Below are 19,412 nucleotides of genomic sequence, written 5' to 3'. Positions count from 1 at the left end.
GTGTGGGGGCCGGGGCGCGGCGGGGCGTAGGACGTGTCTTCCGGATCGGCCCGGGGCCGCGACGCTCCCCCGGCCACCGCTGGGAGGCGCCCCGGGCACGGCGCGGCCCCGTACACCGTCGGGACGGCGTACGGGGCCGGGCGCAGGAGCGGCTGACCGGGGGTCAGTCCCCGGTGGCCTGGCGGTTGCGGATGCCCAGGCGGCTGTGCGCGCGCCCGTACAGGAAGTAGATGACGAAGCCGGCCACCATCCAGATCGCGAAGCGGACCCAGGTCTCCGCGGGCAGATTGAGCATCAGCCACACCGAGGCCAGGACGGACAGCAGCGGCACCACCGGCACCCACGGGGTGCGGAAGGAGCGGGGCAGGTCGGGCCGGGAACGGCGCAGGATGATGACGCCGAGCGCGACCACGACGAACGCGAACAGGGTGCCGATGTTGACCAGTTCGGCGAGGACGTCGATCGAGGTGAAGCCGGAGACGACGGCGACGACGACGCCCAGTGCGATGGTGGACCGGTAGGGGGTCCCGTACCGCGGGTGGGCCCGGGAGAAGACCCGGGGCAGCAGCCCGTCCCGGCTCATCGCGAAGAACACCCGGCTCTGGCCGAGCAGCAGGATCAGGCAGACCGACGTCAGGCCGACGGCGGCGCCGAAGCTGATCACGTCCGCGAAGAAGGGGTGCCCGAGGTCCTTGAAGGCATCGGCCAGCGGGGCGTCGGTGGAGAGTCTGCTGTACTTCTCCATGCCGGTGACGACGACCGACACGGCCACGTAGAGGACCGTGCAGAGGGCGAGCGAGCCGAGGATGCCGCGCGGCACATCGCGCTGCGGGTTGCGGGTCTCCTCGGCGGCGGTGGCAACGATGTCGAAGCCGATGAAGGCGAAGAAGACCACGGCCGCCGCGGCGAAGATGCCCATGATTCCGAAGCTGGACGGGGTGAAGCCGAACATCAGCTGCGCCAGCGGCGCGGCCAGCCCGCCGCCGGCCGCGTTGGGCTTGCTGGGCGGGACGAACGGCTCGTAGTTGGCGCCGGTGATCATGAAGGCGCCGGCGATGATGACCAGCAGGACGACGGTGACCTTGATCCCCACGACCACCGCCGTCACCCGCGAGGACAGCTTCATCCCGAGCACCAGGATGCCGGTCAGGACCAGCACGAGGATGCAGGCGAGCAGGTCGAAGCCGAAGTGCCCCTCGTGCGTACCGGACAGGATCGGCGGCAGATGCCACCCCGCGCCGTCCATCAGCTCGCGCACATAGCCCGACCAGCCGACCGCGACCACCGCACAGCCCAGGGCGAGCTCCAGGATCAGGTCCCAGCCGATGATCCAGGCCGGCAGTTCGCCCAGGGAGGCGTACGAGAAGGTATAGGCCGAACCGGCGACCGGCACGGTGGAGGCGAACTCCGCATAGCACAGCGCCGCCAGCGCACAGACCACGCCCGCCACGACGAAGGACAGCGCGACGGCCGGACCGGCCTGCTCCTTGGCGACCTTTCCGGTGAGGACGAAGATGCCGGTGCCGATGACGACACCGACCCCGAACACGGTCAGATCGAGCGCCGACAGGGACTTTTTGAGCGTGTGCTCCGGCTCCTCGGTGTCCAGGATCGACTGCTCCACAGTCTTCGTCCTGAACAGGCCGCGATCGCGGCGTGAATCATGTGGTGTGCCGTGCTGTGTGCTCATGGGCGAACCTCCACCTGGACGACCCTCGCAACTCTCCTGAACTGACCGAGTCTCCGCAATGCCGGGAAACAGTCAGCTTCGGCGGGGCGCCGGGCGGTGGGGATTCACCCGATGGGGTGCGACTGCGCTCATGCCGATGGGCCGGGCGGAACATCCGTACGGATGACCGGCCGGCCCATCGGTGCCGTCTGCGGCGTCAGTCGCGGGCGACCTCGGCGGGCTCGGCCGCGCCCTGGGCGCCGGCCGCCTCCGGGGCGTCCGAACGGAGCTCGGACTGCGAGAGGCCGTCGATCTTGGAGACCAGGCCGGTCACCTGGCGCGCGATGTCCGGCGCGGTGAGCCCGATCTCCGCCAGGACCTCCTTGCGGGAGGCGTGGTCGAGGAACCGCTCGGGGATGCCGAAGTCACGCAGCGGCAGGTCCACACCGGCGTCCCGCAGCGACTGGGCGACGGCCGAACCGACGCCGCCGGAGCGGATGTTGTCCTCGACGGTGACCACGACCCGGTGGGTGGCGGCGAGCCCGGGCAGCGCCGGATCGACCGGCTTGACCCAGCGCGGGTCGACGACAGTGGTGGAGATGCCCTGCTTGTCGAGAAGGTCGGCAATCTCCAGGCACATCGGGGCGAGGGCACCGACGGACACCAGCAGGACATCGGGCCGCTTGACGCCCTCGGCGGGCTCGCGCAGCACGTCCATCCCGCCGATGCGCCCGATGGCCTCGACGGCCGGCCCGACCGCACCCTTGGAGTACCGCACGACGGTGGGCGCGTCATCGACCTCGACGGCCTCGCGCAGCTGGGCGCGGACCTGGTCGGCGTCGCGCGGCGCGGCGATCCGCAGCCCCGGGACGACCTGCAGGATCGACATGTCCCACATGCCGTTGTGCGAGGCGCCGTCGGTGCCGGTGACACCGGCCCGGTCCAGCACGAAGGTGACCCCGCACTTGTGCAGCGCCACGTCCATCAGCACCTGGTCGAAGGCGCGGTTGAGGAAGGTGGCGTAGACGGCGAAGACCGGGTGCAGGCCGCCGGTGGCCATCCCGGCCGCGGAGACCGCCGCGTGCTGCTCGGCGATGCCGACGTCGTAGACGCGGTCGGGGAAGGCCTTGGCGAACTTGTCCAGTCCGACCGGCTGCAGCATGGCCGCCGTGATGGCGACGATGTCGTCCCGCTCCTTGCCGAGCTCGACCATCTCGTCACCGAAGACGGACGTCCAGTCCTTGCCGCCCGAGGAGAGCGGCAGGCCGGTGTCGGGGTGGATCTTGCCGACGGCGTGGAAGCGGTCCGCCTCGTCCTGGAGGGCGGGCTGGTAGCCGCGGCCCTTTTCGGTGAGGCAGTGGACGATGACCGGACCGCCGAAGCGCTTGGCGCGCGTCAGGGCGGACTCCAGCGCCTCGATGTCATGGCCGTCGATCGGGCCGACGTACTTCAGGCCCAGGTCCTCGAACATGCCCTGCGGGGCGATGAAGTCCTTCAGGCCCTTCTTGGCGCCGTGCAGGGTCTCGTACAGCGGCTTGCCCAGGACGGGGGTGCGCTCCAGCAGGTCCTTGCCGCGGGCCAGGAAGCGCTCGTAGCCGTCCGTGGTGCGCAGCGTGGCCAGGTGGTTGGCGAGGCCGCCGATGGTCGGGGCGTAGGAGCGCTCGTTGTCGTTGACGACGATGACGAGCGGGCGGTCCTTGGCGGCGGCGATGTTGTTGAGCGCCTCCCAGGCCATACCGCCGGTCAGCGCGCCGTCGCCGATGACCGCGGCGACCCGATTGCTCGAACCGCGGACCTCGTTGGCCTTCGCGATGCCCTCGGCCCAGCCCAGCACCGTGGAGGCGTGGCTGTTCTCGATGACGTCGTGCGCGGACTCGGCGCGGGAGGGGTACCCGGACAGGCCTCCCTTCGCCTTGAGCTTGGTGAAGTCCTGACGGCCGGTGAGAAGTTTGTGGACGTAGGACTGGTGCCCGGTGTCGAAGAGCACCTTGTCCTTGGGCGAGTCGAAGACACGGTGCAGGGCGATGGTCAGCTCGACCACACCGAGGTTCGGGCCGAGGTGTCCGCCGGTCTTGGACACCTCGTCGACAAGGAAGGTACGGATCTCCCCCGCCAGCTGCACCAGCTGCTCCGGGTCCAGTCGGTCCAGATCGCGCGGTCCCCTGATACGGGACAGCAACGCCCTCCCGTTGCCCGCCACCACCCCGGCCGGACTCGCTTTGCGCGGCACCTCCTGCACCCCTGCCTCCTTGCTGCTCTGCTGCCGTGGATCGAGCTTGCCGATCAGATGAGTCTAATGTTGCGTCCGCCGCGGGCACGCCCGGGCCTTGCGATGTATGTCACTCGGGTGACTCGGGCTCCGGCACACCGTTTTCCCCCGCCGGCGCACACGGACCGGCCCCCACCGGATCATGCCCGGTGGGGGCCGCTGCCGTCGAACGACGACCGGTGCGATCAGGTCCGGCCGGCTGTCTTCTGCGTCCGGCGGGAGACCGAGTCGATCACGACGGCGGCGAGCAGCACCGCGCCGGTGATCATGTACTGGATCTCGCTCGCCATGCCGAGCAGGTTCAGGCCCTGCTGGATCGACTGGATGACCAGCATGCCCAGCAGCGCGGACCAGATCTTGCCGCGGCCGCCGAAGAGGCTGGTGCCACCGATGACGGCCGCCGCGATGACGTTCATCAGGGTGTTGCCGGAGCCCAGGTTCTTGGTGGCGCCGCCGGAGAGGCTGGCGATGAACAGTCCGCCGAAGGCGGCGAGCATGCCGGAGATGGCGAAGACGCTGATCCGGATCTTGTTCACGTTGATACCGGCCCGGCGGGCCGCCTCGGCGTTGCCGCCGACCGCGAAGATCTGCCGGCCGTAGGTGGTGCGGCGCACCACGAAGTCGGCGAGGACCAGCACCGCGAGGAACAGCACCAGGGCCAGCGGCAGACCGCGGGCGCCGGCCGGCTCGTTCAGGACGTAGGCGACCACGAAGGCGATCAGCGCGACCACGCCGGTACGCAGCAGGATCTCGCTGAGCGGCCGGGACGGCAGCTCGGCGGCCTTGCGGCGGCGGCTCTCCAGCAGCAGCGAGCCCGCGTAGGCGAGGACGGCGATCAGCGCCAGGCCGTAGCCGGCGGCCTTGTCCTCGAAGTAGTAGCCGGTGAGGTTCTCCACCAGGCTGCCGGCCGGCGTGTTGATGGAGCCCTCGTTGCCCATCATCCAGATCTGCAGGCCGCTCCAGCCGAGGAAACCGGCCAGCGTGACGACGAAGGCCGGCACACCGATTTTGGCGAAAAAGAACCCGTGCAGGGCGCCGATGGCCAGTCCCGCGACGATGGCGATCAGGACCGCGAGCCAGTCGTTGACGCCCTTGGTGACGCTGAGGACGGCCCACACGGCCGCGCCGACACCCGCCACCGAGCCGACCGACAGGTCGATCTCGCCGAGCAGCAGCACGAAGACGATGCCGACGGCCATGATGCCGAGGCCGGAGGTGTAGACACCGATGTTCGCGAGGCTGTCCGCGGACAGGAAGCTGCTGTTCTTGAACTGGAAGACGATCGCGATGACGATCAGGCCGATGACGACCGGCAGCGAGCCCAGCTCACCGCCGCGCACCCGGCGCTTGAAGTCGCTGAGGTAGCCGGCGAAACCCTGCTCACGGACGAGCAGACGGGGGTCGACGGCGGCCGGCTGGGGGGCGTCCGCGGCGACCGGTGCGTCCTTCGTCGCGTCGTCCGCCGGCTGCTTGGTGAGGTCACTCACGCCCCGGCCTCCTTCTTCACCTGGTCCGTACGCGCCTTGCGGCGGGTCACGGCGTTGTCCGACGCGCCGGTGATGGCGGCGATGATCTCTTCGTGGGAGGTGCCCTCGACATCGAAGACACCGTTGTTGCGGCCCAGCCGCAGCACCGCGACCCGGTCCGCGACGGCCTGCACATCGGCCATGTTGTGGCTGATGAGGATGACGCCCAGCCCGCGCTCCCGCAGCCGCTCGACGAGGTCGAGGACCTGTGCGGTCTGCTCGACACCGAGGGCGGCGGTGGGCTCGTCGAGGATGACGACCTTCGGGTCGCCGATCAGCGCCCGGGCGATCGCGACGACCTGCCGCTGACCTCCGGAGAGTGCGGCGACGGGGATGCGGACGCTGGGGATGCGGATGGACAGGGTGTCCAGCAGCTCCTTGGCGCGCTTCTCCATCGCGATCTCGTCGAGGACACCGGCGGTGCGGGTCTCGTTGCCGAGGAAAAGATTGGCGACGACATCGAGGTTGTCGCAGAGCGCGAGGTCCTGGTAGACGGTGGCGACGCCGAGGTCCTGGGCGTCGTGCGGCTTGTTGATGCGTACCGCGCCGCCCTCCCATTCGATGGCGCCGTCGTCGACCGGGTGGACGCCCGAAATGGTCTTGACGAGCGTGGACTTGCCGGCGCCGTTGTCGCCGACGAGGGCGACCACCTCACCGGGGTGGATCTCCAGGGTGACGTCCGTGAGTGCTTGGACGGCGCCGAACCGCTTGGAGATTCCGCGCAACGCCAGCACAGGCGTAGCGGACACGTGAATCATCTCCTTCGCCGCCGTGACAACGGCGGGGATGGTGGTGCGTGGAGCGGGGGGCTTGCGGGGAACGGTCCGGGTCCGCGCCGGGAAAGGGGGCATCGCGGGGCGGGGGACGGACCGGGTCGGAGTGGTGACCGGACGGAGTGCGGACCGGTGGGGAGAGAGGAACACCAGGTCCGGACCGGGTCGGGACGGGAACCGCGGGCGGTGCCGCGCGGCCCCGTCCGACCGGGGGTGCCTGGCGCCTGGGCGCCGGGCCGTGGAGTGCCGGGGCCGGTGGGGCCGCGGCGGGAGTGCCGGGGCCGGTGGCCCGGGGCCTTACTTGATGCCGGCTGCCGCGCAGGCCTTCTTGACGTCGCCGGTGCAGATCTGGCTCGCCTTGTAGACCTTGTCCTTGATGATCGTGGACTCGATGTTGTCCTTGGTCACGATCTGCGCGTCGTAGAGCTTCGCGGGGATGCCCTTGACCTCGCCGCTGAGGCTGTCGACCTTGGTGGGCGTCAGGGAGTCGATCTTCTCGCCCTTGAGCAGCTTGACGGCGATCTCGGCGGTGGAGTCGGCCTGCGGCTTGATCTGCTTGTAGATCGTGAACGCCTGGTCGCCCTTGAGGACCCGCTGCAGACCCGCGAGCTCGGCGTCCTGGCCGCCGACCGGGACCTTGACGCCCTTCTGCTTGAGCGCGGTGATGATGCCGCCGGCCATGCCGTCGTTACCGGAGTAGACGCCCTGGAAGCCGTCCTTGCCGAGCGAGTCGAGGGCCGCGCTCATCTTCTTGTTCGCCTCGTCCGGCGACCAGTCCGGAATGTCCTGCTCGTACGCGATCTTCTTGACCTGCTTGTCGAGGACGCTGTGGGCGCCCTTCTTGAAGAACGGCATGTTCGGGTCGGTCGGCGAACCGTTGATCATGACGACATTGCTGTCCTTGGCCTTGTCGCCGAGCGCCTTGACCAGCGCCTGGCCCTGCAGGCGGCCGATCTTCTCGTTGTCGTAGGACACGTAGGCGGAGATGTTGCCCTCGGCCAGCCGGTCGTACGCGACGACCTTCACGCCCTTCTTGGCGGCCTGGTTCACCCAGGACCTGGTGGCCTTGTAGTCGACCGAGTCCAGAATGATCACCTTCACGCCCTGGGTGATCAGCGCGTCGAACTGCTTCTTCTGGGTCTCGGTGTCCTGCGCCGCGTTGTTGTACCGCACCGTGCAGTCGCTGCACAGCTGCTTGATCTTCGCCTCCATCAGCGGGCGGTCGAAGGTCTCGTAACGCGTGGTCTTGTTCTCCGGCAGGAGCAGACCGATGGTCTTGTTCTGGCCACCGCCGCCGGCCTTGCTGTCACCGGCCTTGCCACAGGCGGCCACGGAGAGCGCCATAGAAACGGCAGCAGTACCTATCACGACGCGACGCGTCCATACGTTCATTGAGGTTGCCTCCCTGACGTGGCCGCGTCGTGCGGCCGAGGTGGCTGGAAGTCAACTCGGACCCCAGCCGACCGTCAAGAAGTAAATCCTTAACGAGATGGCAACGGTGCCATGCGTTAGCTGTGTGAACTCAGTGCTTTCACGCTAGGGCCGGGGCATCCACCGGCTGCCCGCCGTCCAACAGGGTCGAATCGCCCATCTCGCTCAGCACCAGCGCCAGCGCGCCCAGCACCTCTGCACGGCCGCCGAGCGTGCCGGGCACGATCCCCAACTGCCGTGCCGCACTGGGAATGGCGTACCGCGAGACCGACTCCCGGATCGGTGCGAGCACCAGCTCACCGGCCTCGGCGAGATCGCCGCCGAGCACCACCCTGCTCGGATTGAGCAGATTGCACAGATTCGCCACACCACTGCCGATATAGCGGCCTACGTCCGCAATCACCCGCCGGCAGCCGGGGTCGCCCTCGCGGGCCAGCTGCACCACCCGGGCCATGGTCAGATCCGGGCCGTGGCTCGGTTGCAGCAGCGGGAGGACGTACCGGGCCGCGGTGAAGGTCTCCAGGCAGCCGCGGTTGCCGCAGCGGCACACCGGACCCGCCTCGTCCAGCGTGATGTGCCCGATCTCGCCCGCCGTACCGCCCGGTCCGCGGTAGATCTGGCCGCTGATCACCAGGCCGGCGCCGACACCGCTGGCGACCTTGATGTACGCCAGGTCGGAGGCCCCGCGGCCGCCGCCCCACACCAGCTCGCCCAGCGCGCCCAGGTTGGCGTCGTTGTCGACGTGGACCGGCACCCCGAGGCGCCCGGACAGCTCCTGGCGCGGGTTCGTCCCCGCCCAGCCCGGCAGGATCGCCGTGGAGCCCAGCGTCCCGGATTCGACGTCGATCGGCCCGGGCACGCCCAGCCCGACGCCGACGACCTTGCCGGCGCCGATCCCGGTGGCCTCGATCAGCCGGTTGACCAGCTCTTCCGCCCGGTCGAAGCCCTCCGCGGCGGAGGCGTCCACATCGATCGGCTCGGCCTGCTCGGCGAGCACCTGATGGGCGAGGTTGCCGATGGCCACCCGCAGATGGGAGTGGCCGAAATCGACGCCGACGACGATGCCCGCGTCACCGGAGAGCGAGACGCTGCGCGCCCGCCGCCCGCCCGCCGAGGTGGGGGTCACCTCAACGGTCCCCCCGTCCTTCAACTCACGAACGATGTTGGAAACGGTGGCCGCGGACAGCCCCGTGCTCCGGGCGATCTCCGCCTGGGTGAGCGAGCCCGCCATGCGCACCGCGCGGACGACCCGCTCCAGATTGGCCCGGTGCAGCGAGGACTGCGACCCCGGAGTCTCCATTGACCCATACTCCCGTCTCGGGCCGGGCTCCCCCAGCGGTGGCCGGGGAGGCACGACGACCTCCCGACCGCACCCCCCTCATCGGGGGACGGCCATCGATTCAACATGTGAACTCTAAGCAGAACGCCAGCCGGGAAGTCTCGTCAAGGCGTTGAGTCCGGCATGATCGAAGGCCGGCCCCGGCGGGGAAACCCGCGGGGCGGCTCCGTTGCCGCGGAGTCGCCCCGGGGTGCGCGCGGGAGGGCACACACAGACACGCGCCAAGATGGCGCAAAACAATCGGCGGTACGAACGGAGTGCCGGGCCCCTACTTGATCGCCCCCGCCGTCAGCCCCGCCTGCACCTGGCGCTGGAAGATGAAGTACACCAGCAGCACCGGCAGCATCGCGATCATCATGCCGGCCATCAGCCCGCCCCAGTCCCCCTCATATCCCTGCTGCAGCGCGATGTTGGCCAGGCCCTGCGTCAACACGTACTTGTCCTCGTCCTGGTTGAGGACCATCGGCAGCAGATACTGATTCCACTGCCCCAGGAAGTTGAAGATCCCGATGCTGATCAGGCCGGGCTTGGCCATCGGCAGCATCACCTGGAAGAACGTCCTGGCGTGCGAGGCACCGTCGATCATCGCCGCCTCCGCCACCGACGTCGGCAGGGTGCGGAAGAAGGACGTCATGAAGAAGACGGTGAACGGCAGCGAGTAGGCGATGTAGACCGCGATCAGGCCCTGGTACGTGGCCAGCAGCGGAATCCCGGGGAAGTCCCGCATCACGAAGAACAGCGGGATGACCAGCATGAACACCGGGAAGGACATCCCGGCCACGAACAGGTAGTAGATGACGCGGTTGCCCGGGAACGTGAACCGCGCCAGGACGTAGCCCGCCATGGAGCCGAGCACCATCGTTCCGGTGACCGAACCGCCCACCACGATCAGGGTGTTGAGGAACATCTTGCCGATGTTCGCCTTGTTCCAGGCGTTGGCCCAGTTCTCGACGTGCAGTCGGCCCGGCAGCGACCAGGGCGTGGTGAGGATGTCCCCGCTGCTCTTGAACGAGCTCCACAGCACCCACAGCAGCGGCATGCCCACCATCAGCGCCCACACGATCAGCATGCCGTGCGAGAAGACGTTGAGCACGCCGCCCTCGGCACCCCGGCGCGACTTCCCGGCGCTCTTCCTGCCGTCGGACCGCTGCCCGGGCACCGCCGAGAGCTTCTCCACCGCATTGGTTTCCGTCGTCATGCGCCCTGCCCCTAGAACTCGATCCGCTCACGGCGCGCAAAGCGCATCGTGAGGACGGCGAACAACAGCGTGACGACGAGCATGGCGACACCCATCGCCGCGGCATAGCCGAACTGGCTGTCCCGGAAAGCGGTTTGGTAGAGCCGGAGCGGTACGACATCGGTGGCGCCGTCCGGACCGCCCATGTTCACCGACATGATCTGCACCAGGGCGAAGGCGTCCATCGCGATGATGCCCATGTACACCCAGCCGGTCTGCACGGTGTCCCACAGCAGCGGAAGGGTGATCCGGAAGAAGGTGTGGATGCGGTTGGCGCCGTCCAGCAGCGAGGCCTCGTAGATCTCCCGCGGAATGGAGGCCATGGCGGCGGAGAAGAGCACGACGTAGAAGCCGACGTTCGCCCAGACCATCACCACCATGATGCAGGCGAGGGCGATACCGCGTTCGCCCAGCCAGGAACTCTGCAGCGAGTCCAGCCCCACCGCGCCCAGCAGCGAGTTGAGCATGCCGTCGTGCGGGTCCGGGTTGTAGATGTTGAACCAGATCACCGAGATGATGGTGATCGAGATGACCTGCGGGAAGAAGTAGACGAATTTGTAGAACGAGGCTCCGCGGACGCCGGTGATGACCGCGCCGCGGCGGGCCCGGCCGCCGACATTGAGCATGAAGGCGAAGAACAGCCCCAGCGTCAGGGTGGCGATCGGGACCAGCACCAGCATGATGACGTTGTGCCGCAGCGCGTTCCAGAACTCGTCGCTGTGCAGCAGCTTGTCGTAGTTGCCCAGACCGACGCTCTTGGCGGCGCCGCGCAGGCCGCTCCATTCCGTCGTCGAGATCTGGAATGCCTGGACGAACGGCGAGATCACAAAGATCGCGTAGATCAGCAGAGGCAGGGCCAGGAACCCCACGATGAATCGGTACTTGCCGTGTTGCATGCGCTCCCCGGCCCTCCCTCGTCAAGTGGCGTATGTGGTGGCTCAGGTCTCGCGGTGGAACTTGGTGACGGAGTCGTCCTTGGCGGTTTCATCCGCGTACTGCTGGGCCTTTTTGATCCACTCCGCCGCTTTCATGTCACCGGTCAGCAGCTGGCTGGTGAGACCGCCCAGTTTCTCGTCGGTCAGCTTCGGATACCACTCCTGGAGCTGGATCATCAGCAGGTTCTGGCCGCCCGCCTTGACGGCCTCGGCGGCCGAGGAGAGCCCCGGTGAGAGCTGCATTCCCTCGGTCGCACCCTGGACCGTGGTGAGCGACCGGACCTTTGTCGCGAAATTCTGCGCATGCTTCTTCGACAGCAGAATGCGCAGCAGCTCCATACCGCCGACCGGATTCTTCCCGTCCTTGGCCACGATGAACGGCTCGCTGGGCTCGGCACGCAGGGTGCCGTGCGGCATCTTGTCGCCGCTGCCGCCGTTGAACAGCGGGCCGACGGCCATGTCGAAGTCCTTCGGCGTGGTCGGCGCGGCCTCGTTCTCCACCCAGGAGCCGTTGGGGAGGAAGACGGCCTTGCCCCGGGTCCAGGCGGTCTGCGACTGGATGTGGGTCAGGCCCTGGCTGCCCTGGAGGAAATAGCCCTTGGCGGCCAGCTCCGCATAGTGCTCGACGACCTGCTTGACCGCGTCGTTCGACGTCCAGGCCTTGGGCTCCAGATTGTCGATGGCGATCCATTTGTCGAGCCCGCCGATCTTGGCGATCTGCGCGAACATATTGAAGTGGACGTAGTAGGGGTACTTGCCCGGGTACGTCCAGGGCGCCACGCCCGCCTTCTTGATCTCGCCGCAGAGCTTGACCATGTCGTCGAGAGAGGTCGGGTACTCCCAGCCCTTGTCCTTCAGCAGCTTGTGGGAATACCACGTGCCATAGACCGTGAACGCATAGTAGAAGACGTCGAAGACGTCCTTGTGCTTGCCCTTTTCCAGGGTGCTGGGGTAGAGCGTGTCCCGGATCTTCTTCTTCGGATCGTCCAGCGACGGCGCATCGAGCAGCGCCGCCAGATCCTGCAACTGGCCCTGCGCGGACAGCTTGTTCATGTCCAGATGGTCGGCCCCGGAGTTGTCGATGATGTCCGGGGGATTTCCGCCGGCGAAGCGCGGCTGCAGCTTCGGCCCGACCTGCTGCGTTCCGGTGTGCTTGACGGTGACGCCATAGGTCTTGTCGTAATCGGCCTCGGCGTCCTTGGCGTACTGGTCGCCCAGCCCGCCCTTGAAAATGAACGCCTCCAGGGCCACGCCCTTCTTCACGCCCAGCGGGTTCTTCGCCGAGGTCGCGCCCTTGTTCTTGGCGCCGTTGTCGTCGTTTCCGCCACCGCCTCCGGTGGCACACGCCGAGAGCGTTCCCATGGCCGGTACGGCGATGATTCCCAGCGCAGCGGCTCGCTTGACCAGATCGCGACGGTTGAATGCAGAGGTGGATCCCATGCTCAAGTCCTCGCCTTCTTCAGGACTCAGGCGGTGAACCGGAGCCACCCCGGCACCGCGGGTCAGATGAAGCTGAGTTGTACGGGATGTGCACCGGGAAGCCAGGGAAGTGCGGGAAGATCGTCCGTCCCCCGCTTTCCCCCCGGATCCACGGCCGTGTCGCACGGCCGGTCGGACGCCGACAGGTATAGTCCACTTCCGGCCGCAGGGGCAAGATCGAACGCAGGGTCGGACGGCAGTCTTTCCCTAGTTGAGACCTCCCCGGTATGCGGGGGATTTTCCGGTCGTCACCCCCGCGAGCGCCGGCCGGCACGACCGACCCACCGATCCCGGCACCACCCTTGACACCAAAGCCCCCACGCACGTTACTTATCTCTGCTTAGCTAGGCGTCACCCAACTGACAACGATGTCACCCTGGTTGAGAGGGCTCGCGTGCGGCTCAGACACCGGCACCGTCCACTGCGCGGGATCGCCCGCCCCGCCGCCCTCGTGGCGGCCGCTCTGCTCGTCGTCACCGGGCCCGGACCGGCCGGTACGGCGCAGGCCGCACCGCCCCAACGTCCCCACGGGGCAACGGAGTTCCACTCGTCCTTGGAGGCCGGCGACCCCCAGCCGGACTGGCACGACGCCGTCGAGACCGGGCCCGACGGACAGCCCAGGGTCTTAGGCGTCACCCAGGAGACCGCCCCCGCGGCGCCCGGGATGAGCACCGGCACCGACACCGGCCCCGGCGACTCCCCGACCGCCAAGGCGCACGCCGGCTTCAGCGGCGGCCATGCGCTGCGCTACGCCGGCACCCACACCGCCGGCGGCCGCGGCTACGCGTACAACAAGGTCTTCGATGTCAGCATCCCCGTCACCGCGGACACGTCGCTCTCGTACGAGATCTTTCCGGAGATGGCGCGGAGCGACGCGGACTACCCGGCGACCCATGCCGCCCTCGATCTGGCCTTCACCGACGGCACCTACCTCAGCGAGCTGTCCGCCGTCGACCAGCACGGCGCACCGCTGACCCCGCAGGGGCAGGGCGCCTCCAAGACGCTCTACGTCAACCAGTGGAACCACCGGGAGTCGCGGATCGGCGCGGTCGCCGCGGGCAAGACGGTCGCCCGCATCCTGGTCGCCTACGACGCGCCGCGGGCCCCGCGGACCACCACGGCCTTCCGCGGCTGGGTCGATGACATCACCCTCGGTCCGGCCGCCCCGGACAAACCGCTCGGCCACCTCTCCGACTACGCCGTCACCACCCGCGGCACGCTCTCCAGCGGCAGCTTCTCGCGCGGCAACACCTTCCCCGCCACCGCCGTCCCCAACGGCTTCACCTTCTGGACCCCGGTGACCAACGCGGGCTCCGCCGACTGGCTCTACGAATACGCGCGGAAGAACAACGCCGACAACCTGCCCACCCTCCAGGCCTTCAGCGCCAGCCATGAGCCGAGTCCGTGGATGGGCGACCGGCAGACCTTCCAGGTCATGCCGTCCGTCGCGGCCGGCACCCCGGACGCCTCGCGCACCGGCCGGGCACTGCCCTTCCACCACAGCAACGAGACCGCGAAGCCGCACTACTACGGCGTGACCTTCGACAACGGCCTCAAGACGGAGATCACCCCGACCGATCACGCCGCGCTGATGCGCTTCACCTTCCCCGGCGACCGGGCGAGCCTGATCTTCGACAACGTCAACAACAAGGGCGGCCTGAGCCTGGACACCGAGCGCGGCGTCGTCACCGGCTTCTCGGACGTCAAGAGCGGGCTCTCCGTAGGCGCCACCCGGCTCTTCGTCTACGGCGTCTTCGACGCCCCGGTCACCGGAGGCGGGAAGCTCGCCAACGAGGGGTGCGGCGCCGGCCGCTCCAGTGGAGCCGGTGCTTGCACCGGGGGCAAGGACGTCACCGGCTACCTCCGCTTCCGGCCCGGCGCGGACCGCACCGTGACCATGCGGATCGCGACCTCCCTGATCAGCGTGGACCAGGCGAAGGCGAATCTGGCCCGGGAGATCCCCGCCGACGCCACCTTCGCCGGGATCGAGGACCGGGCGCAGGCGCAGTGGGACGATCTCATGGGCCGGATCGAGGTCCAGGGCGCGAGCCGCGACCAGCTCACCACCCTCTACTCCAACCTCTACCGCCTCTACCTCTACCCCAACTCCGGCTTCGAGACGGTCGGTTCGCGCAGCCGCTATGCCAGCCCCTTCTCGCCGCAGACCGGCCAGGACACCCCGACCCACACCGGCTCGAAGATCGTCGACGGTGAGGTCTACGTCAACAACGGCTTCTGGGACACCTACCGGACCACCTGGCCCGCCTATTCGCTGCTCACCCCGGAACGCGCCGGGAAAATGGTCGACGGTTTCGTGCAGCAGTACAAGGACGGCGGCTGGATCTCCCGATGGTCGTCGCCCGGTTATGCGGACCTCATGACCGGTACGAGTTCCGATGTGGCCTTCGCCGATGCCTACCTCAAGGGCGTGCCGTTCGACGCCGAGGCGGCCTATGCCGCGGCCGTCAAGAACGCCACCGTCGCCCCGCCGAACTCCGGAGTCGGCCGCAAGGGCATGACCACGTCCCCCTTCCTCGGCTATACCAGCACCGACACCCGCGAGGGAATGTCCTGGGCGCTGGAGGGCTATCTCAACGACTTCGGTATATCCCGTATGGGCCAGGCTCTTTACGAGAAGACCCAAAAGCCCCGCTACAAGGAAGAATCGGCTTATTTCCTGGGCCGCGCCCAGAACTACGTCCGGCTCTTCGACAAGAAGGCCGGCTTCTTCCAGGGCAAGGACGCCCACGGCAACTGGCGGCTGCCCGCGGACCGGTTCGACCCCCGCGTCTGGGGCTACGACTACACCGAGACCAACGCCTGGACCGCCGCCTTCACCGCGCCACAGGACACCCGGGGGCTGGCCAACCTCTACGGCGGCCGCTCGGGCCTGGCCAAGAAGCTGGACGCGTACTTCTCCACCCCGGAGACCGCGGCCAAGGAATTCGCCGGCTCCTACGGCCAGGTGATCCACGAAATGACCGAGGCCCGCGACACCCGGATGGGCATGTACGGGCACAACAATCAGCCGGCGCACCACATCGGCTACCTGTACGACGCCGCCGGGCAGCCCTGGAAGACCCAGGAAAAGGTCCGCGAGGCGATGTCCCGGCTCTATCTCGGCAGTGAGATCGGCCAGGGATATCCGGGGGACGAGGACAACGGTGAGATGTCCGCGTGGTACGTCTTCAGCTCCCTGGGCTTCTATCCGCTGGTGATGGGCCAGGGCGAATACGCGGTGGGCTCCCCGCTGTTCACCAAGGCCACGGTCCATCTGGAGAACGGGCGGGATCTCACCATCAACGCCCCGCACAACTCGGCGCGCAACCTCTACGTCCAGCGGCTCACGCTCAACGGCAAGCCGTGGAATTCCACCGCCCTGCCGCACCACCTCCTGGCCCGCGGCGGCACCCTGGACTTCACCATGGGCCCCGAGCCGTCCGCCTGGGGCACCGGCGCGCACGCGGCGCCCACCTCGATCACCAAGGACGACAAGGTCCCCACCCCACCCCGGGACCTGACCGGCCCCGGTGGCGACCCGCTGTACGACAACACCTCGGACACCTCGGCCGACCTGACCGATGCCCCGGTGGACCTCGCCCGGCCCGCCAGGGTCACCTCGTACACCTTCACCTCGGCAGACCGCGCCTCGGCACCGTCCGGCTGGACGCTGGAGGGCTCCGCCGACGGGCAGCGGTGGACGCGGCTGGACCACCGCGAGGGGGAGTCCTTCACCTGGGACCGCCAGACCCGCGTCTTCGGCATCGGCCGGCCGGGCAGCTACCGGCACTACCGGGTGGTGCCCGACGGCAGGGGCACCCTCGCCGAGGTCGAGCTGCTCGGGACGCCGTGAAGCCTGTTGTCGAACCGATGGGGGCCGCTGCCGCAACAGGTTCGGAACCAGCTTCTCGGCAGACCGGGCGCCGGCAAGCGGAACGGGCCGCACCCCCTCGACCGAGGGAGTGCGGCCCGTCCTGCCGGCGCGGGGGACCTACTTGCGCAGCAGCGAGCGCAGCACGTACTGCATGATGCCGCCGTTGCGGTAGTAGTCCGCCTCACCGGGGGTGTCGATGCGGACGACCGCGTCGAACTCGACACCGCTGTCCGTGGTGACCTTGACGGTGCGCGGCGTGGTGCCGTCGTTCAGCCCGGTCACGCCGGAGACCGCGAAGGTCTCCTCGCCGGTCAGACCGAGGGACTCGGCGGACTCGCCCTCCGGGAACTGGAGCGGCAGGACGCCCATGCCGATGAGGTTCGAGCGGTGGATGCGCTCGTAGGACTCGGCGACGACGGCCTTGACGCCGAGCAGCGCGGTGCCCTTGGCGGCCCAGTCGCGGGACGAGCCGGAGCCGTACTCCTTGCCGGCCAGGATGACCAGCGGGGTGCCGGCGGCCTGGTAGTTCTGCGAGGCGTCGTAGATGAAGGAGACCGGGCCGTCAACCTGGGTGAAGTCGCGGGTGTAGCCGCCCTCGGTGCCCGGCGCGATCTGGTTGCGCAGGCGGATGTTGGCGAAGGTGCCGCGGATCATGACCTCGTGGTTACCGCGGCGGGAGCCGTAGGAGTTGAAGTCGCGACGCTCGACGCCGTGCTCGGTGAGGTACTTGCCGGCCGGGGTGTCGGCCTTGATCGCACCGGCCGGGGAGATGTGGTCGGTGGTGACCGAGTCGCCCAGCTTGGCCAGCACGCGCGCACCGGCGATGTCCTGGACCGGCGACGGCTCCATCGCCATGCCCTCGAAGTACGGGGGCTTACGGACGTAGGTGGACTGCGGGTCCCACTCGAAGGTGTTGCCGGTCGGGATCGACAGCGCCTGCCACTGGGCGTCGCCCGCGAAGACGTCCTGGTAGGACTTGTTGAACATGTCCTCGCCGATGGCGTTGGCCACGACGTCGTTGACCTCGGCCTCGGAGGGCCAGATGTCCTTGAGGTGGACCGGGTTGCCGTCCTGGTCGGTGCCGAGCGCGTCCTTGGTGATGTCCACCTTCATGGAGCCCGCGAGGGCGTACGCGACGACCAGCGGCGGGGACGCCAGGTAGTTCATCTTGACGTCGGGGTTGATCCGGCCCTCGAAGTTGCGGTTGCCGGAGAGCACCGACGTGACGGCCAGGTCGTGGTCGTTGACGGCCTTGGAGACCTCCTCCGGCAGCGGGCCGGAGTTGCCGATGCAGGTGGTGCAGCCGTAGCCGACGAGGTTGAAGCCGACCTTGTCGAGGTACGGGGTCAGACCGGCCTTGTCGAAGTAGTCGGTGACGACCTTCGAGCCCGGGGCGAGGGTGGTCTTGACCCACGGCTTGCGGGTCAGGCCCTTCTCCACGGCCTTCTTCGCGACCAGCGCGGCGGCGACCATGACGTACGGGTTCGAGGTGTTGGTGCAGGAGGTGATGGCCGCGACCGTCACCGCACCGTGGTCGATCTCGTAGGTCGAGCCGTCGGGGGCGGTGACCGTGGTCGGGCGGCTCGGCACACCGTTGGTGGCGGCCGGGGAGTCGGAGGCCGGGAAGGACTCCTCGCCGGCCTCGTCGGCGTCGGAGACGTAGTTGAGGACGTCGCGCTCGAACTGCGTGGCGGCGTTGGCCAGGACGATCCGGTCCTGCGGACGCTTCGGGCCGGCGATCGACGGGACGACCGTCGACAGGTCCAGCTCCAGCTTCTCGGAGAAGTCGGGCTCGGCGGCCGGGTCGAGCCAGAGGCCCTGCTCCTTGGCGTACGCCTCGACGAGCGCGACCTGCTGGGCGTCGCGGCCGGTCAGGCGCAGGTAGTTCAGGGTCTCCTCGTCGATCGGGAAGATCGCGGCGGTGGAGCCGAACTCCGGCGACATGTTGCCGATGGTGGCGCGGTTGGCGAGCGAGGTGGCGGCGACGCCCTCGCCGTAGAACTCGACGAACTTGCCGACGACACCGTGCTTGCGCAGCATCTCGGTGATGGTCAGCACGAGGTCGGTGGCGGTGGTGCCCGGCGTGAGCTCACCGGTCAGCTTGAAGCCGACCACGCGCGGGATGAGCATCGAGACCGGCTGGCCGAGCATCGCGGCCTCGGCCTCGATGCCGCCGACGCCCCAGCCCAGCACACCGAGGCCGTTGACCATGGTGGTGTGCGAGTCGGTGCCGACGAGGGTGTCGGGGTAGGCCTGGCCGTTGCGGACCATGACCGTACGGGCCAGGTGCTCGATGTTGACCTGGTGGACGATGCCGGTGCCCGGGGGGACGACCTTGAACTCGTCGAAGGCGGTCTGGCCCCAGCGCAGGAACTGGTAGCGCTCCTTGTTGCGGCCGTACTCCAGCTCGACGTTCTGGCCGAAGGCGTCCTTCGTGCCGAACTTGTCGGCGATGACGGAGTGGTCGATGACCAGCTCGGCCGGGGCCAGCGGGTTGATCTTCGCCGGGTCGCCGCCGAGCTCCTTGACGGCCTCACGCATGGTCGCGAGGTCCACGACACACGGCACTCCGGTGAAGTCCTGCATGATCACGCGGGCCGGCGTGAACTGGATCTCCTGGCTGGGCTGGGCCTGCGAGTCCCAGCCGCCGAGCGCCCGGATGTGGTCGGCGGTGATGTTCGCGCCGTCCTCGGTGCGGAGCAGGTTCTCCAGCAGCACCTTCAGGCTGTAGGGAAGACGCGCGGCGCCTTCGACCTTGTCCAGCCGGAAGATCTCGTACGACTCGTCGCCCACCTGCAGCGTGCTGCGGGCGTCGAAGCTGTTCGCCGACACGACAGTCTCCTTCATGCATGAATTCGCGCGTACCGCCGCAATGCTGCC

Annotated in this window: 11 protein-coding genes; 1 reads left to right on the top strand and 10 read right to left on the bottom strand. The window is 68.5% G+C overall.

Annotation, left to right across the window (positions count from 1 at the left end; translation table 11 throughout):
• Positions 1-163 precede the first annotated feature (163 nt).
• The 9 genes from EST54_RS15065 to ngcE all read right to left on the bottom strand — a co-directional run bounded on the left by EST54_RS15065 (position 164) and on the right by ngcE (position 12,619).
• Complete coding sequence (locus EST54_RS15065; protein WP_129248131.1) at positions 164-1,690, bottom strand: amino acid permease; 1,527 nt, start codon at positions 1,688-1,690, stop codon at positions 164-166.
• Between the two features lie 196 nt (positions 1,691-1,886).
• The gene (gene dxs, locus EST54_RS15060) at positions 1,887-3,908 is read right to left on the bottom strand and encodes a 1-deoxy-D-xylulose-5-phosphate synthase (protein ID WP_129248130.1); all 2,022 of its coding nucleotides are present in this window, start codon (positions 3,906-3,908) and stop codon (positions 1,887-1,889) included.
• A 215-nt stretch (positions 3,909-4,123) separates the two neighbouring features.
• Positions 4,124-5,425 (bottom strand): sugar ABC transporter permease, encoded by a 1,302-nt coding sequence (locus EST54_RS15055; protein WP_129248129.1) that lies wholly within the window; start codon positions 5,423-5,425, stop codon positions 4,124-4,126.
• Complete coding sequence (locus EST54_RS15050) at positions 5,422-6,222, bottom strand: ATP-binding cassette domain-containing protein (protein WP_129248128.1); 801 nt, start codon at positions 6,220-6,222, stop codon at positions 5,422-5,424. The genes EST54_RS15055 and EST54_RS15050 overlap by 4 nt, the downstream gene beginning before the upstream one ends.
• Before the next feature lie 312 nt (positions 6,223-6,534).
• Entirely contained in the window at positions 6,535-7,581 is a 1,047-nt protein-coding gene (locus EST54_RS15045; RefSeq protein ID WP_129248127.1) for a substrate-binding domain-containing protein, read from the bottom strand.
• Between the two features lie 187 nt (positions 7,582-7,768).
• Complete coding sequence (locus EST54_RS15040) at positions 7,769-8,968, bottom strand: ROK family transcriptional regulator (protein WP_129248126.1); 1,200 nt, start codon at positions 8,966-8,968, stop codon at positions 7,769-7,771.
• Between the two features lie 307 nt (positions 8,969-9,275).
• On the bottom strand, positions 9,276-10,205 hold the full coding sequence (locus EST54_RS15035) for a carbohydrate ABC transporter permease (protein ID WP_239012678.1): 930 nt from the start codon (positions 10,203-10,205) through the stop codon (positions 9,276-9,278).
• A gap of 11 nt (positions 10,206-10,216) precedes the next feature.
• Positions 10,217-11,140: a carbohydrate ABC transporter permease gene (locus tag EST54_RS15030; protein ID WP_129248125.1), complete on the bottom strand. Its 924-nt coding sequence runs from the start codon at positions 11,138-11,140 to the stop codon at positions 10,217-10,219.
• Between the two features lie 42 nt (positions 11,141-11,182).
• Positions 11,183-12,619 carry an N-acetylglucosamine/diacetylchitobiose ABC transporter substrate-binding protein gene (gene ngcE, locus EST54_RS15025; protein ID WP_129248124.1) on the bottom strand — a complete coding sequence of 479 codons (1,437 nt, stop codon included), beginning with the start codon at positions 12,617-12,619 and terminating at the stop codon, positions 11,183-11,185.
• Positions 12,620-13,052: 433 nt separating this feature from the next.
• Between ngcE and EST54_RS15020 the strand changes: the two genes are divergently transcribed.
• Entirely contained in the window at positions 13,053-16,511 is a 3,459-nt protein-coding gene (locus tag EST54_RS15020) for a GH92 family glycosyl hydrolase (RefSeq protein WP_129248123.1), read from the top strand.
• 138 nt (positions 16,512-16,649) lie between these two features.
• On the opposite strand, the gene acnA is transcribed toward EST54_RS15020, so the two are convergent.
• Complete coding sequence (acnA, locus tag EST54_RS15015; protein ID WP_129248122.1) at positions 16,650-19,364, bottom strand: aconitate hydratase AcnA; 2,715 nt, start codon at positions 19,362-19,364, stop codon at positions 16,650-16,652.
• Positions 19,365-19,412 lie beyond the last annotated feature (48 nt).

Source organism: Streptomyces sioyaensis, from assembly GCF_004122735.1.
Lineage (GTDB): Bacteria > Actinomycetota > Actinomycetes > Streptomycetales > Streptomycetaceae > Streptomyces > Streptomyces sioyaensis.
Note: the sequence above shows the minus strand (reverse complement) of the source record. Positions and strands in the feature narration are given on the sequence as shown.